Source organism: Pseudomonas indica NBRC 103045 (assembly GCF_002091635.1).
GTDB classification, from domain to species: Bacteria; Pseudomonadota; Gammaproteobacteria; order Pseudomonadales; family Pseudomonadaceae; genus Pseudomonas_M; species Pseudomonas_M indica.
The window spans coordinates 256179-271425 of record NZ_BDAC01000004.1 but is presented as its reverse complement, the minus strand read 5'-3'; the positions used below and the strand labels follow the sequence as shown (position 1 = coordinate 271425).

Genomic DNA, 15247 nt, shown 5'->3' with positions numbered 1-15247 from the left:
CTTTGGCTGAGGGGCTGGGGCGGGCCGTGAGGCCCGCCCCAGACGGCTCAGTACACGTCGTGCTGGGTGTTGTAGACGTTGAATTTACCGGTCGGGGTGACCAGCCTCTTGTCCCGGATCACTGTTTTCAGCTTCAGCGTCTTGTCGTCCACCACCACCAGCGCCGACTCTTGGTCCTGGCCGCTCCACACCGAGAACCAGACCTCATCGCCGGATTTGTTGTACTCCGGCTGCACCACACGCTTGGCGCCGTCCTTCAGGCCGGACCACTCGCCGATGGGCAGGACGCGGTAGCCGGCATCCAGCTTGTCGAGGTCGAACACGGCAATCGACTGGCTGATCTTGGCGTCGGGGTTGAAGGTGGTGTCCACGTACAGGTGGCGCGATTTCGGGTGCGTCTTGATGAACAGCGAGCCGCCGCCCTGGCCCTTGAGGGTGTCGACGTGCTTCCAGGCGTACTGCGGGTGCTTCTCCGGGTCGGTGCCGATCAGCGAGATGCTTTCGTCGCCCAGGTGGCTGGTGGCCCACACCGGCCCGTATTTCGGATGGTCGAAGTTGGCGCCGCGGCCCGGATGCGGAATCTTGCCCACGTCCACCAGGGCGGTGAGCTTGCGGTCGCGGGAGTCGATCACGGCGATCTTGTTGGAGTTGTTGGCAGCGGTCATGAAGTAGCGGTGGGTGCTGTCCCAGCCGCCGTCATGCAGGAAGGGTGCGGCGTTGATGCTGGTCACGGTGAGGTTGTCGATGTCCTCGTAGTTGACCAGCAGCACCTTGCCGGTTTCCTTGACGTTGACGATGAACTCCGGCCGTTCGTGGGAGGCGATGATCGCCGCCACGCGCGGCTCGGGGTGGTATTCCTGCTTGTCCACGGTCATGCCGCGGGTGGAGACGATCTGCTTCGGCTCCAGGGTTTCGCCGTCCATCAAGGTGAACTGCGGCGGCCAGTAGGAGCCGGCGATGGCGTAGGTGTCCTCGTAGCCCTTGTACTTGGAGGTCTCCACCGAGCGCGCCTCGATGCCCACCTTGATCTCGGCGACCTTGGTCGGCTCCTTCGGCCACAGGTCGATCATGTCGATCTTGGCGTCGCGGCCGATCACCAGCAGGTAGCGGCCGGAGGCGGACAGGCGCGAGATGTGCACCGCGTAGCCGGTCTCGATGGTCTTGACGATCTTCTTGCTGTCGCCGTCGATCAGGGCGATCTTGCCGTCGTCGCGCAGGGTGACGGAGAACAGGTTGCCCAGGTTGAGGTTGTTGAGCTGCTTCTTCGGCCGGTCTTGTGGCTTGACCAGCAGCTTCCAGGATTCGCGCATCTCGGCCATGCCCCACTCCGGCGGGGTTGGCGGGGTGTGCTGGATGAACTTGGCCATCAGGGTGATCTGGTCCTTGGTCAGCGCGTTCGACGTGCCCCAGTTCGGCATGCCGGCCGGCGAGCCGTAGGTGATCAGCGCCTCGAGGTAGGCCTGGCCGCGCTCCTGGGTGATGTCCGGGGTCAGCGGCTTGCCGGTGGCGCCCTTGCGCAGCACGCCGTGGCAGCCGGCGCAGCGCTGGAAGTAGATTTCCTTGGCCTGGGTGAACTCCGCCTCGCTCAGGTCGGGCGCCCCTGGCGTGTGGACGACCTGGGCGCTGGCCGGGTCGATGGCCGAGGCCTGGCCGCGCTGGGCGGCATCGGCGTTTTCGAGGTTGGTCGCGGCCTGGGCGACGGCCAGACCGAGCAGGGACAGGGTAGCGACCAGGGTCGCGGCGAACGGCTTGCCAACGGTTGTCATGTATTCCTCCTGAGAGCGCCGGCGGGGCGGCGTTCCATGTGCTTGTTCACGGCGTTGAAGCGTTTTTCCAATGGCCTGTTCATTGCCTGGACTTTGAACAGGTCTGAAGGCGCTGAAGCCCGTGACAGACCCTATGCCGGGTGTCCCGACGAGGCGCTTGACCGGAATCAAGTTTGCCCGGCGTGCGACTTGTCACGTTGTCGCAGGGGCCGGTAGCGTGCGGGGCAGTTTCCGTTGCCGTCCGAGGTGATTCCCGTGTCCGCCGTCCTTTCTTCCCTTGGCCATGACCTGCCGTTCTACGCGCCGCTCGGCAACGAGGTGGCGCTGTTCGAGCGGGCCTGGCGGCACGGCATGCCGGTGCTGATCAAGGGCCCCACCGGGTGCGGCAAGACCCGCTTCGTCCAGCACATGGCCCGGCGCCTGGAGCTGCCGCTGTACACCGTGGCCTGCCACGACGACCTCTCCGCCGCCGACCTGGTCGGCCGCCACCTGATCGGCGCCGACGGCACCTGGTGGCAGGACGGCCCGCTGACCCGCGCGGTGCGCGAGGGCGGTATCTGCTACCTGGACGAGGTGGTGGAGGCGCGCCAGGACACCGCCGTGGTGCTGCACCCGCTGGCCGACGACCGTCGCGAGCTGTACATCGAGCGTACCGGCGAGGCGTTGCGCGCGCCGCCCGGTTTCATGCTGGTGGTGTCCTACAACCCCGGCTACCAGAACCTGCTCAAGGGCATGAAGCCCAGCACCCGCCAGCGCTTCGTCGCCCTGCGCTTCGACTACCCCGAGGCGGCGGAGGAGGTGCGCATCGTCGCCCACGAGGCGCAGGTGGACATCGAGCTGGCCGAGCGGGTGGTCGCTCTGGGGCAGGCGTTGCGCCGCCTGGAGCAGCACGATCTGGAGGAAGTGGCCTCGACCCGCCTGCTGATCTTCGCCGCGCGCCTGATCGGTGCCGGTGTGGCGCCGCGCGAGGCCTGCCTGGCCTGCCTCGCCGAGCCGCTGTCGGACGACCCGCAGACCGTCGCCGCGCTGATGGATGTGGTGGATGTCCACTTCGCCTGAGGCCGCCGTCCGCCCGTTGCCGGGCGACCTGGCGATGTGGTTCTTCATCCTCGCCGAGCTGGCGGTGTTCGGCCTGCTGATCCTGGCCTTCGCCGTCACCCGGCTGCTGCATCCCGCGCTGTTCGCCGAGGGGCAGGCCGCGCTGGACGGTTCCACCGGGCTGGCGCTGACACTGAGCCTGCTTACCGGCGGATGGCTGGCGGCGCTGGCGGTGCAGCGGGTGCGCGACGACCGGCCGCGCCGGGCCGCCGTGCTGCTGCTCGCCGCGCTGGCCTCGGCGGTGGTCTACGTGGTGCTCAAGCTGGGTGAGTACGCGCACCTGACGCGGCTCGGCCTGGATATCGAACACGACACCTTCTTCACCCTCTACTGGATTCTCACCGGCTTCCACTTCCTCCACGTGCTGCTGGGCATGGCGATCCTCGCTTTCCTGGCCCTGCGTTGCGGACAGCGGGCCTACGGGCCGGGGCGTTGCAGCGGGCTGGAGTCCGGCGTGCTCTATTGGCACATGGTCGATCTGGTCTGGGTGCTGCTGTTCCCCCTGGTCTACGTGCTGCGTTGAGGACGCTATGAGCGTGTTGTCGTTGTGCTGGATCGGCCTGGCGCTGCTGTCGCTGGCCACCGTCGGTTTCGGCTCGGCCGGCAGCGGTGCGCTCATGGCCGGCGGCGTGCTGGTCGCCGCGCTGGGCAAGGCCTGGCTGATCGTCGACCGCTTCATGGAACTGCATCGCGCGCCGCGTTTCTGGCGCGGCCTGTTGCTGGCCTGGCCGCTGGCGATGGCGGCGGCCATCGGGCTGACCCTGGCCCTGCGCTGAATCCCGACTGTTCCAATCGGTTTTCTTGATTCTCATCAAGCGGGTTTCGCCGGGGCGCTTCCTAGAATGGCCGCGCACAGCCATGAGGAGGCGTCCATGTCAGAGACCTTCACCAAGGGCATGGCCAGGAACATTTATTTCGGGGGGAGCGTGTTCTTCTTCCTGGTGTTCCTGGCCCTGACCTACCACAGCGAGCAGACCTTTCCCGAGCGATCCAACGAGGCGGCGATAACCGAATCGGTGGTGCGCGGCAAGCTGGTCTGGGAACAGAACAACTGCATCGGTTGCCACACCCTGCTGGGCGAGGGCGCGTACTTCGCGCCGGAGCTGGGCAACGTGTACGTGCGCCGGGGCGGCGAGGCGGGCTTCAAGCCCTACCTGCACGCCTGGCTCAAGGCCCAGCCGCTGGGCGTGCCGGGGCGCCGCGCGATGCCGCAGTTCAACCTCAGCGAAGACGAGGTGAACGATCTGGCCGACTTCCTCAAGTGGACCTCGCAGATCAACACCAACGACTGGCCGCCGAACAAGGAGGGCTGATTCCATGAGCCTGACCAATCCCCATCTGAAATTCGCTTCGCAGGCCGTCGCCAAGCCGTACTTCGTGTTCGCCCTGATGCTCTTCGTCGGGCAGATTCTGTTCGGCCTGATCATGGGCCTGCAGTACGTGGTCGGTGACTTCCTGTTCCCGCTGATCCCGTTCAACGTCGCCCGCATGGTGCACACCAACCTGCTGATCGTCTGGTTGCTGTTCGGCTTCATGGGTGCGGCCTACTACCTGATCCCCGAGGAGGCCGACCGCGAGCTGCACAGCCCGAAACTGGCGCTGCTGCTGTTCTGGGTGTTCGCCATCGCCGGCGTGCTGACCATCCTCGGCTACCTGCTGGTGCCCTATGCCGGGCTGGCCAGGTTGACCGGCAACGAACTGCTGCCGACCATGGGCCGCGAGTTCCTCGAACAGCCGACGATCACCAAGGCCGGTATCGTGGTGGTGGCCCTGGGCTTCCTCTACAACATCGGCATGACCCTGCTGAAAGGCCGCAAGACCGCCATCAGCATGGTGATGATGACCGGCCTGATCGGCCTGGCGGTGTTCTTCCTGTTCTCCTTCTACAACCCGGAAAACCTGGCCCGCGACAAGTACTACTGGTGGTGGGTGGTGCACCTGTGGGTGGAAGGCGTGTGGGAGCTGATCATGGGCTCGATGCTGGCCTTCGTGCTGATCAAGATCACCGGCGTCGACCGCGAGGTGATCGAGAAGTGGCTCTACGTGATCATCGCCATGGCCCTGATCACCGGCATCATCGGCACCGGCCACCACTTCTTCTGGATCGGCGCGCCGGGCGTCTGGCTGTGGCTGGGCTCGATCTTCTCGGCCATGGAACCGCTGCCGTTCTTCGCCATGGTGCTGTTCGCCTTCAACATGGTGAACCGCCGCCGTCGCGAGCACCCGAACCGCGCCGCCGCGCTCTGGGCCATCGGCACCACCGTCACCGCCTTCCTCGGTGCCGGCGTGTGGGGCTTCCTGCACACCCTGGCGCCGGTGAACTACTACACCCACGGCTCGCAGATCACCGCGGCCCACGGCCACCTGGCCTTCTACGGTGCCTACGCGATGATCGTGATGACCATGATCAGCTACGCCATGCCGCGCCTGCGGGGCATCGGCGAGGCACCGGACGCGCGGGCGCAGACCGTCGAGGTCTGGGGCTTCTGGCTGATGACCCTGTCGATGGTAGCCATCACCCTGTTCCTCACCGCCGCCGGCGTGGTGCAGGTGTGGCTGCAGCGGTTGCCGGAGGACGGCGCGGCCATGTCGTTCATGAACACCATGGACCAGCTCGCCGTGTTCTTCTGGCTGCGGCTGGTGGCCGGGGTGCTGTTCTTCATCGGCCTCGGTTGCTACCTGTTCAGCTTCCGCCAGCGCGGCCGGCTGCCGGTGGCGGCTGCCGTAACGGCCTGAAGCGGTTGGTTCTGATGCGCACAACGGCCCGGCTGGCGACAGACCGGGCCGTTTTTCCCTCGGCAGCGGAGTGAGTCATGGCCTTTACCGTCGAACTGGAAGAGTGGGTCGGCAGCGCCTGGCACCGCTTCATCACCCGCCACGCCAGCCCGGACTTCCCGGAGGCGCGGGTCGAGCTGGAGAGCGAGCAGCGTGCCATTGGCGTGCTGTTCCGCGCCCTCGGCGGCGCCAGTGGCGTCGGCGTGGCGGCGGCCAACCCGCGCGACCTGCTGTTGCGGCGCAGTCTGCTGCAACAGGTTGCCGGCACCTGCAAGCAACTGCCGGTGGCCTGGTGCGACGCCAGCCACCTGCGCCTGCCGCAGAGCTTGGCGGTGTACCCGGATGCCGCGCTGAACCGCGAGCTGTACCGCTGGCTGGCGCTGCTCGCCGCCCAGGCCGGCGACATGCGCCACTGGGCGCGGGACAACCAGGCCTGGACCTGTGCCCTGCTGGAGCGCTATCCGGCATTGCGTCCGCGCTACCGCGCGCTGGTGGAGGCGCACCTACCGCTGCGCCCGGACCCGGCGCGCCTGCCGTCCGGCGAGGCCGCTCTCGAACGCGCCTTGCAGCAGGCCCTGCGCGAGCCCGGCAGCGTTTCGGCGTTTCCGTCCAGCGAACGCGCGCCCTGGCCATTGCCGCTCTGGCTGTACCCCGCCGAACGTCTCGACCAGCCCCAGGCCGGTAATCTCGATGAGGACGACGAGAGCGCCCTGCAATCGTCGGCTGGCCAGCGCAACGACCTGCGCAAGCGGGCCCGGCGGGTGGAGGAGAGCACCAGCAAGGGCGGCCTGCTGCTGTTTCGCCTGGAGAACCTGTTCAGTTGGTCCGAGCATGTCGATCTGGACCGCTGCGGCGACGACAGCGAAGACCTGGACGCCGCCCGCGTGGCGGAAGACCTCGACGAGATGGCGCTGTCGCGCCAGCGCTTGCGCAAAGGCGGCGGGCTCAAGCTGCACCTGGACCTGCCGCCGGCGGAGGCCGACGACCTGCCGCTGGGCGAAGGGCTGCTGCTGCCGGAATGGGATTACCGCCAGCAGCGCCTGAAAGCCGACTTCGTGCAGGTGCAGCGCATGCTGCCGCGCGGCGCCGAGCCGAAGCCCCTGCCGGACCGCCTCGCCCCCTTGGCGCGGCGGCTGCGGCGTCAGTTCGAACACCTGCGCAATGATCGCCAGTGGCTGCGCCAGCAACCCCAGGGCGACGAGCTGGACTTGCAGGCCTGGCTGGATTTCCACGTCGAGCGCCGCCACGGCCAGTGCGTCGAGAAGGGCCTGTTCCTTGAACAGCGCCAGACCCGCCGCGACCTGGCCTGCCTGCTGCTGGCGGACCTGTCGATGTCCACCGAGGCACATCTGGACAACGAGCACCGGGTCATCGACGTGATCGGCGACAGCCTGCTGCTGTTCGGCGAAACCCTATCCGCTCTCGGCGATCCCTTCGCCCTCTACGGCTTTTCTTCGCTGCGCCGCCAACAGGTGCGCCTGTCGGAACTGAAAGCCTTCGAACAACGCTACGACGACCACACCCGTGGGCGCATCCAGGCGCTCAAGCCCGGCTACTACACCCGCATGGGCGCGGCGATCCGCCAGGCCAGCCGTCTGCTCGCCGAGCGCGGCCAGCGGCGCAAGCTGTTGCTGCTGGTCACCGATGGCAAGCCCAACGACCTGGATCTCTACGAGGGACGCTACGGGGTGGAGGACACCCGCGAGGCGGTGATGGAGGCGCGCCGCCAGGGCATCCTGCCGTTCTGCATCACCATCGATCAGGAGGCCGGCGACTACCTGCCGTACATGTTCGGCGCCAACGGTTACACGTTGATCCGCCAACCCCGGCAGTTGCCGCTGCGACTGCCGCAGTTGTACCGACAGTTGACTCAGCGCTGATGGCGAGGGGGCGGGTCAGGACAGGCTGCGCGGCAGCCAGACGATCATCGCCGCGCAGAACAGCGCCAGACCGATGCAGAACCAGAGGAAACGCCGCTGCCGGCGCGCCGCCGCGCCATCGGCCCGCACCGGCAACGGCATGCCGCAGCGCCGGCACGCGACGGTGCCGGCCGGGTGCTCTTCTCCGCAGTACAGACAGTTCGCCATGGGTCACCTCCGGGGGGCGAAGACTGGCATGCCATGCGCGCGTTCACGCTTGATGGCGATCAAGCCTCACTCGAATTGTTCCAGGCGCTGGCGGTCGAGGATACGAATTTGCCGGCCGTCGAGGTCGATGATGCCCTCGTCGCTCAGGCGGCGGATGATCCGCGAGAAGGTCTCCGGCTGGATGCCCAGGTGCCCGGCCACCAGTTGCTTGGCCACCGGCAGCTCGATGCGGTCCTCGTCCTCGGGAAGCTGCGCCATCTGGCTGAGGAAGTAGCGGATCACCCGGTGGGTGGCGTTCTTCAGCGACAGCGTCTCGATCTCGTTCAGGCGCTGGTGCAGGCGCACACAGAGCTTGCCGAGCAGGGCGAAGGTCAGTTGCTGGTTGACCTGCAACAGGCGCATGTAGGCGGCGTTGGAGAAGCGGTAGAGCTGGGTCGGCCCCACGGCCTGGGCGGAGGCCACATAGTTGGGCGTGTCCATGAGCATCATGGCTTCGGCGAAGGTCTGGCGGTCGCCGATGATCTCGAAAATCTTCTCCTGGCCGTCCGGCGTCAGGCGGAAGATTTTCACGCAGCCTGAGATGACGAAGTAGAACGCGGTCGCCTTGTCGCCCTGGTTGAACAGGGTGTCGCCCTTCTCGAGGTTGAGCAGTTGGCTGGCGGCGAGCAGTTCCTTGAGCTGGTCGTCGCTCAGCGGCTCGAAAAGGTGATGGCTGCGTAGGATCTGGTGGTGAACGCGATGTGGGCCCATGGGGTGTTCCTGGAAATGACTGGGCCGCGGGCAAGCCGCGGCCGGAAAAACGATGATGGACCGGATACGGGGTTAGCGGACGGCGCTCGTCTGGCCTGCGGCCGGGGTGGCGCTCGGGGCGGTGGTCAGCGACAGCGCGACGCCACTGGCCAGCGACAGCACGGAAGCCAGCACGCAACCCCAGATCAGCGGATAGAACAGCTTCATGGGTAGGTTCTCCAGCAGGCATGGATGAATGAGGCATCTGGGCGCCCCTTTTTCAGGCTGGCAGTGTGACGATTGGGGCCGGGGCGAATGCTGTCCTGGATCAATAAGCCGGTGGGAAAACGGAGGCCGGTCGTCGTTTGAAGGCTCTTGTCTGCGTTAAGTGTTGTTAGGAGGTTCTGAGCCAAACCGATTACTGAGTTCAGCAGAAAACTTCTTGTTTCGCCCCCCGGCGAGTTACTTCTGGCAGTCGCCCCAGAAGGTAACCAAGAGGGCTTGCCCCGACATCCGAACTGGGCGTCCCCGCCCGGCTTCGCCGGGGTTCCCTCGCTCCATCGCCGTTCCGGGGGCCGACCTCGGCGGCCCCGCACGAAGGGCCATCCCTGGCCAATCGCGCCTCTCGCGGCATCCATGCCGCTCGTCCCCCTACACGACGATTCCGCTCGGCCTTCTGACGGGGCATCCGAGTTAGCCGCACCTCTTCCACCAGTCTTGGCAATGACAAAGCGTCGGCTCACTTCGTTACGCCGGGCACCACGAAATCTCCCCCTCTCCCGTTTACGGGAGAGGGGCCGGGGGAGAGGGTTGGCCATGCACGACAGCAAAGGTTGTACTGGCGTAATCCATCCCAAGCCGCAAACAGAGCCTTTGAAACCCAAGGCGATTTTTGTCAAGAAATTGTAAGCATTCTTATTAACAGTCGATACAAATTCACATATAGTCCCGCCCCAACCTTTGGGACCTGTCCGCTCGGACAGGTCCGTTTCTGTTCTTTTCTCTGGGGGAGACAAGTGATGTCGTCTGTCTGCATGCCTTCGCGCCTGGCCCTTGGCGTTGCCCTGGCTTTTTCTGCTTTGCCTCTGATCGCCGCCGAGACCCATGATCTCGGCGAGACCACGGTGGTCGGCGACTGGCTCGGCGAGGCGTCCGAGCAGGACGTGAAGAACCACCCCGGCGCGCGGACCGTGGTGCGCCGCCAGCAGATCGAGGAGAGCGGCGCCAGCAACGTGCGCGACGTGCTGCGCCGGGTCCCCGGCCTGCAGGTGCAGGACAGCAACGGCACGGGCGGCAGCGACATCTCCCTGAACGTCGGCAGCCGCGGCCTGACTTCCCGCCTGTCGCCGCGCGCCACTATCCTGCAGGACGGCATTCCCCTGGCCATCGCGCCCTACGGCCAGCCGCAACTGTCACTGGCGCCCACCAGCCTGGGCAACATCGAGTCCATCGACGTGGTGCGCGGCGGCGGCGCGGTGCGTTACGGCCCGCAGAACGTCGGCGGCATCATTAACTTCGTCACCCGCGGAATTCCCGAGGAACTGGTGCGGGAAATCAGCTACCAGACCGAATCGGCACCGGCCCAGGGCGGTTTCCTCAACCGCACCAATGCCTTCCTCGGCGGTACCGCCGACAACGGCCTGGGCGCGGCCCTGCTGTACTCCGGCGTGCGCGGCGATACCTATCGCGACCACAGCGGTACCCGCATCGACGACGTGATGCTCAAGTACAAGTACGCGCTGAGCGACATCGACGAGCTGTCCGGCAGCCTGCAGTTCTACCAGGCCGACGCCGACATGCCGGGCGGCCTGAGCGCCGCCGATTTCGACGCCGACCCGTACCAGAGCACCCGCCCGTACGACAGCTTCGAAGGCGACCGCAAGCAAGCGGTGGTCAAGTACACCCGCACCCCGGACGCCGAGCGCCAGTTCGAGGTGACCGCCTTCTACAACACCAGCTACCGCAGCGGCATGCTCGCCAACAACACGCCGCAGCGCATGACCTGGCTGCGCGAACTGCCGCGCGACTACGAGGTGTTCGGCATCGAGCCGCGCTATTCGCAAATCTTCTACGCCGGCGACAGCAGCCACGAAGTGGGCATCGGCTACCGCTACCTAGAGGAGGACTCCACCGAGAAGCGCTACGACCGCAGGGGCTTCGGCACCGGCGGCGATCCGTACAGCGTGCCCAAGCGCCTGGCTATCTATAACGTGGCCGACACCGAGGCGCATTCTTTCTACATCGACGACCGCATCGACATCGGCAACTGGACCGTCACTCCCGGCGTGCGCTACGAGCGGGTGCGGGTCAACTCGACCAACCGCCTGGATGGCGAGAAGAGCCAGCAGCGCTCCCGTGAGCCGCTGCCGTCGCTGAACGTCATGTACCACCTGTCCGATGCCTGGAAGCTGTACGCCAACGCCAACACCTCGTTCGGCAGCATCCAGCACTACCAGCTTTCCCGCGACGCCAGCCTGAAGGCGGAAAAGGCGCATACCTACGAGGTCGGCACCCGCTACGACGACGGCCTGTGGAATGCCGAGCTGACGGTGTTCCAGATCGACTTCGACGACCAGCTCGAATACCAGTCGGCGGGAGATATCTGGGTCAACTCCGGCAAGACGCTGCACCGCGGCGTGGAAATGGCCGGTGGCTACGAACTGGCGGGCCTCGACCCGCGCCTGCAAGGGCTGTCGATCTACGCCTCGCTGGCGCTGACCAAGGCGACCCGCGAGGAAGGCGAGAACGAGGGCAACGACCTGCCGTTATACTCCCGCGAAGTGGCGACCCTCGGCCTGCGCTACGAGACCGGCCCCTGGACCTGGAACCTGGACGGCTACGCGCAGTCCCGCCAGTTCGCCGATGCGGCCAACACCGACGAAGAGAGCGCCGACGGCTCTCTTGGCGAGATTCCCGGCTTCGGCTACTGGAACGCCCGTGGCGAGTACGCTTTCGGCCCGCAACTGGCCAACCTCAAGCTGGCCGCCGGGGTGAAGAACCTGTTCGGCCGCGAGTACTACACGCGCTCCACCGACACCAATCGGGGCAAATACCTCGGGCAGCCGCGTACGCTGTACCTGCAGACCAGCGTCTCCTTCTGACGCCTTCCGAGCCCCGCGCCAGACGCGGGGCTCGGCCTCTTGTCTCGATCCGCGCAAAAAACGCGTAAAAACCTGTGGCTTCCGGCTGGCTTCCTGCCATCCAATAGGGCAGGCCATCACGGGCTATCAGGTAAGGGACTATGAGCGCACCCTCTCAATTCGCTTTGCTCGGCAAACGGCGTTTCCTGCCGTTCTTTCTCACCCAGTCGTTGGGGGCTTTCAACGACAACATCTTCAAGCAGTCGCTGATCCTCGCCATCCTCTACAAGCTCGGTTCCAGTGCGGACAAGAGCCTGCTGGTGAACCTCTGCGCACTGCTGTTCATCCTGCCGTTCTTCCTGTTCTCCGCCCTCGGCGGGCAGTTCGGCGAGAAGTACGCCAAGGACTCGCTGATCCGCACGATCAAGTTCGCCGAGATCGTCATCATGGCCGCCGGCGCGACCGGGCTGCTGCTGGGCAGCCTGCCGCTGATGCTCGCCGTACTGTTCTGCATGGGTACCCAGTCGGCGCTGTTCGGGCCGGTGAAGTATTCGATCCTGCCGCAGCACCTCAAGGAAGAAGAGCTGGTCGGCGGCAACGCCCTGGTGGAAATGGGCACCTTCCTGGCCATCCTCGCCGGCACCATCGGCGCCGGGATCATGATGTCCTTCGAGGGCTACGCCGGCATCGTGGCCACCTCGGTGATCCTGGTGGCGGCCCTGGGCTACCTGGCCAGCCGCGGCATCCCCCGTGCCCACGCAGCGCTGCCGGAGCTGGCGCTGGATTGGAACATCTTCCGGCAATCCTGGGCCATCCTCCACCTGGGGTTGGTCAAGCAATTGCCCTCGGTGTCGCGCTCGATGCTGGGCAACTCCTGGTTCTGGTTCCTCGGTGCGGTCTACCTGACGCAGATCCCGGCCTATTCCAAGGACCTGCTGTACGGCGACGAAAGCGTGGTCACGCTGATCCTCACCGTGTTCTCTGTGGGCATCGCGCTGGGCTCTGTGCTCTGCGAGCGGTTGTCCGGGCACAAGGTGGAAATCGGCCTGGTGCCCTTCGGCTCCGCCGGCCTGACCCTGTTCGGTATCCTGCTCTGGTGGCTGTCCGGCGGCTTCCCCCAAGCCGCGCAGCCGCACGACTGGCTGGGCGTGCTCGCCCACGGCCAGGCCTGGGCCGTCCTCGGTTGCGTGCTGGGCATCGGCATGTTCGGCGGCTTCTACATCGTCCCGTTGTACGCGCTGATCCAGGCCCGTACCGCCGAGCACGAGCGCTCACGGGTGATCGCCGCGAACAACATCCTCAACGCGCTGCTGATGGTGATCTCGGCCATCGTCGCGATCCTCTTCCTGACCGTCGCCGGGCTGTCGATCCCCGAGTTGTTCCTCGCCGTGTCGCTGATGAACGTCGCGGTGAACGCCTACATCTTCAAGATCGTCCCCGAGTTCAGCATGCGCTTCATGGTCTGGCTGCTCGGCCACTCGATGTACCGGGTCGAGCACAAGGGGCTGGACGCCATCCCGGATGAGGGGCCGGCGCTGCTGGTGTGCAACCACGTCTCCTTCGTCGACGCCCTGCTGATCGGCGGCGCGGTGCGCCGGCCGGTGCGCTTCGTCATGTACTACAAGATCTACAACCTGCCGGTGCTCAACTTCATCTTCCGCACCGCGGGCACCGTGCCCATCGCCGGGCGCAACGAGGACCTGCTGATCTACGACGCGGCGTTCAAGAAGATCGGCGAATATCTGAAGAACGGCGAAGTGGTGTGCATCTTCCCCGAGGGCAAGCTGACCGGCGACGGCGAGATCAACGAGTTCAAGGCCGGCGTCGAGCGCATCCTCGCGGAAAACCCGGTGCCGGTGATCCCCATGGCACTGCAGGGGTTGTGGGGCAGCTTCTTCAGCCGCGACCCGAGCAAGGGCTTCTTCAAACGCTTCTGGTCACGCATCACCCTGGTCGCCGGCCCGGCCCTGGCGCCGGAAAACGCCGACCGGCAGACGCTCCAGGCCCAGGTGAGCGAATTGCGTGGGGCGGTGCGGTAAAGGCTGAATACGGTGCGAGGAGGCCCTCGCACCGTCCTCATGGGTCTCAAGGAACGGCCCGTTCGTAGGCACCCAGGTCGCAGAGGGCCACGCCGTCACCGTCGCCATCCTCTGGACGCGGCATGCGCCTCTGGTCGTGTCGGGTACAACTACCGATTCCCGCATCGATCGCCAGGCTACCGGGGCGCAGCGCATGGGTGCGCGTGGCGCCGCCATTGTCGGCCAGAGGTTCGATCACTTGGCTGTAGGTCAACGTGGGGTCGATGTAGAGATCGGCGGAGCAGGTACGGTCGCCGATCTCCAGCATCAGGCCAGAGGCGCTGTAGCGATAGAACTTTCCATAGTTGACGCAGTTATAGGGGGCCCAGTCATTGTAGGGATCGCTGTTGCCGACAAAGAGGCTGTTGCGGACTGTGGCCTCACCGCGATTGAACAAGCCAATCCCCTGGTTGTTGGCGATGGTGACGTTGACCAGACGTACCTTGCCCACCTGTTCCGGGGAGAGGCCTTCGTTATACAAGACACTTCCGCGATGACCGCTGATGGTGCTGTTGGTCAGCAGCAGGTCGCCTCCTGCGGCGTTACCGATGGCCAGGCCTCCGGAAAATTCGCCGCTGGAGCTTTGGAGGAACAACGAGCGTGAAATATCCGCCTTGCCTTCGTTGTAGATGCCTCCACCGGTACCGGACCCGTTCTGACTGAACTCGCTTTCCCGTACGTACAGGTTTCCGCGATTGAATATCGCACCACCCCGGCCGTTTTCGCCATCATCCGAAACATTACCTGCGGAACCATTTCGGCTGAACAGAGAGAGGTAGATTTCCAGTTCACCGTAGTTGGCGATTCCGCCTCCTCGGCCATGTTCGATCACTGGGTCTGGATCTACGGATTCAGGCGGAGTTGCATGGTTGTCGTATATGCGAACTCGGCGCAATAACAGGTGTCCATGGTTTTCCACGCCGCCGCCGGCGTCCTTGGCGTGTCCGCGTTCCAAGGTCAGGTACATCAGTTTCACATGGGCCCCGGCCTGAACTTCGATCAGCCGGCTGAAACCCCCGCCAAGAATACGGCTGGCACTACCGAATCCCCTGATGGTCAGGGCGTCGGTGATATCCAGGTCACCACTCTGGTTATCGTCTTCTTCAGTCCCGTCCGGGTCCTGGATCGCTATCTGGTAGTCGCCCTCGGGCAACCGGATCAGATCCTCTCCGGGGCGTTCGTTGGCGACTTGTATCGCATCGCGCAATGAGCAGTGGATATTGCAGAGGCCGTCGAGGCTGTCGGCGGTGGTGGTGACTTCGAGTTCCTGGTTGGCGAAAGACGGTGAGGCGCCAAGGGCAAATGCCGCCAGGGGGAGGGCGGCGGTCAGCAGCGTACGCATGGGTTCCATCCTTGCGGCGTATGGCCGCGAGTGTCTTCGGAGCGGACACGGCGCGGCTTCCGCGTGGGGATGCGCATGGGGTGAAGTCCTTGCGATCACCGAGTTGACTTTGGTTGCTGGGCTCGGTTCCGTTGCCGGGTTCCCATCCGTCTGGTGGGTGCGGGAGAAGCGAGCGTGCCTGCGTGGAATTTCCCTACCACAGGTGCACCCTGCTCTTCGTAGGGGCGAATTCATTCGCCTTGCGAGGTTCCGTGGGGCGAATAAATCGCCCCTACGGTCGCGTGCTTTTGTA

The 15247-nt window shown here is 65.5% G+C and carries 13 protein-coding genes; 8 read left to right on the top strand and 5 right to left on the bottom strand.

Annotation, left to right across the window (positions count from 1 at the left end; all coding sequences use genetic code 11):
* Nucleotides 1–47: 47 nt before the first annotated feature.
* Complete coding sequence (nirS, locus tag PIN01S_RS07555) at nt 48–1766, bottom strand: nitrite reductase (RefSeq protein WP_084334927.1); 1719 nt, start codon at nt 1764–1766, stop codon at nt 48–50.
* 288 nt (nt 1767–2054) lie between these two features.
* Here nirS and PIN01S_RS07550 point away from each other — a divergent pair, with 288 nt between their 5' ends.
* The 6 genes from PIN01S_RS07550 (at nt 2055) to PIN01S_RS07525 (ending at nt 7519) form a co-directional block, all read left to right on the top strand.
* The gene (locus PIN01S_RS07550) at nt 2055–2825 is read left to right on the top strand and encodes a CbbQ/NirQ/NorQ/GpvN family protein (RefSeq protein WP_170837177.1); all 771 of its coding nucleotides are present in this window, start codon (nt 2055–2057) and stop codon (nt 2823–2825) included.
* Nucleotides 2809–3387 carry a cytochrome c oxidase subunit 3 family protein gene (locus PIN01S_RS07545; protein ID WP_084334923.1) on the top strand — a complete coding sequence of 193 codons (579 nt, stop codon included), beginning with the start codon at nt 2809–2811 and terminating at the stop codon, nt 3385–3387. The genes PIN01S_RS07550 and PIN01S_RS07545 overlap by 17 nt, the downstream gene beginning before the upstream one ends.
* Nucleotides 3388–3394: 7 nt before the next feature.
* The gene (locus PIN01S_RS07540) at nt 3395–3640 is read left to right on the top strand and encodes a cytochrome C oxidase subunit IV family protein (RefSeq protein WP_084334921.1); all 246 of its coding nucleotides are present in this window, start codon (nt 3395–3397) and stop codon (nt 3638–3640) included.
* 96 nt (nt 3641–3736) lie between these two features.
* On the top strand, nt 3737–4177 hold the full coding sequence (locus PIN01S_RS07535) for a c-type cytochrome (protein WP_084334919.1): 441 nt from the start codon (nt 3737–3739) through the stop codon (nt 4175–4177).
* Nucleotides 4178–4181: 4 nt separating this feature from the next.
* Nucleotides 4182–5600: a cbb3-type cytochrome c oxidase subunit I gene (locus tag PIN01S_RS07530; protein WP_084334918.1), complete on the top strand. Its 1419-nt coding sequence runs from the start codon at nt 4182–4184 to the stop codon at nt 5598–5600.
* 77 nt (nt 5601–5677) lie between these two features.
* Nucleotides 5678–7519 (top strand): nitric oxide reductase activation protein NorD, encoded by a 1842-nt coding sequence (locus PIN01S_RS07525; RefSeq protein WP_084334916.1) that lies wholly within the window; start codon nt 5678–5680, stop codon nt 7517–7519.
* A 15-nt stretch (nt 7520–7534) separates the two neighbouring features.
* Here PIN01S_RS07525 and PIN01S_RS07520 read toward each other — a convergent pair whose 3' ends face one another.
* The 3 genes from PIN01S_RS07520 to PIN01S_RS27310 form a co-directional block, all read right to left on the bottom strand.
* Complete coding sequence (locus tag PIN01S_RS07520; RefSeq protein WP_084334915.1) at nt 7535–7726, bottom strand: DnrP protein; 192 nt, start codon at nt 7724–7726, stop codon at nt 7535–7537.
* 66 nt (nt 7727–7792) lie between these two features.
* Nucleotides 7793–8476 (bottom strand): Crp/Fnr family transcriptional regulator, encoded by a 684-nt coding sequence (locus tag PIN01S_RS07515; RefSeq protein ID WP_084334913.1) that lies wholly within the window; start codon nt 8474–8476, stop codon nt 7793–7795.
* A 72-nt stretch (nt 8477–8548) separates the two neighbouring features.
* Nucleotides 8549–8683 (bottom strand): hypothetical protein, encoded by a 135-nt coding sequence (locus PIN01S_RS27310; protein ID WP_255251334.1) that lies wholly within the window; start codon nt 8681–8683, stop codon nt 8549–8551.
* 791 nt (nt 8684–9474) lie between these two features.
* Here PIN01S_RS27310 and PIN01S_RS07510 point away from each other — a divergent pair.
* Both PIN01S_RS07510 and PIN01S_RS07505 read left to right on the top strand, forming a co-directional pair.
* Nucleotides 9475–11556 carry a TonB-dependent receptor family protein gene (locus tag PIN01S_RS07510; RefSeq protein WP_084334911.1) on the top strand — a complete coding sequence of 694 codons (2082 nt, stop codon included), beginning with the start codon at nt 9475–9477 and terminating at the stop codon, nt 11554–11556.
* Between the two features lie 140 nt (nt 11557–11696).
* Nucleotides 11697–13574 carry an MFS transporter gene (locus PIN01S_RS07505; RefSeq protein WP_084334909.1) on the top strand — a complete coding sequence of 626 codons (1878 nt, stop codon included), beginning with the start codon at nt 11697–11699 and terminating at the stop codon, nt 13572–13574.
* Nucleotides 13575–13620: 46 nt separating this feature from the next.
* Here the strand turns inward: PIN01S_RS07505 and PIN01S_RS07500 are convergent, their stop codons facing one another.
* Entirely contained in the window at nt 13621–14955 is a 1335-nt protein-coding gene (locus tag PIN01S_RS07500) for a choice-of-anchor Q domain-containing protein (protein ID WP_084334907.1), read from the bottom strand.
* Nucleotides 14956–15247 lie beyond the last annotated feature (292 nt).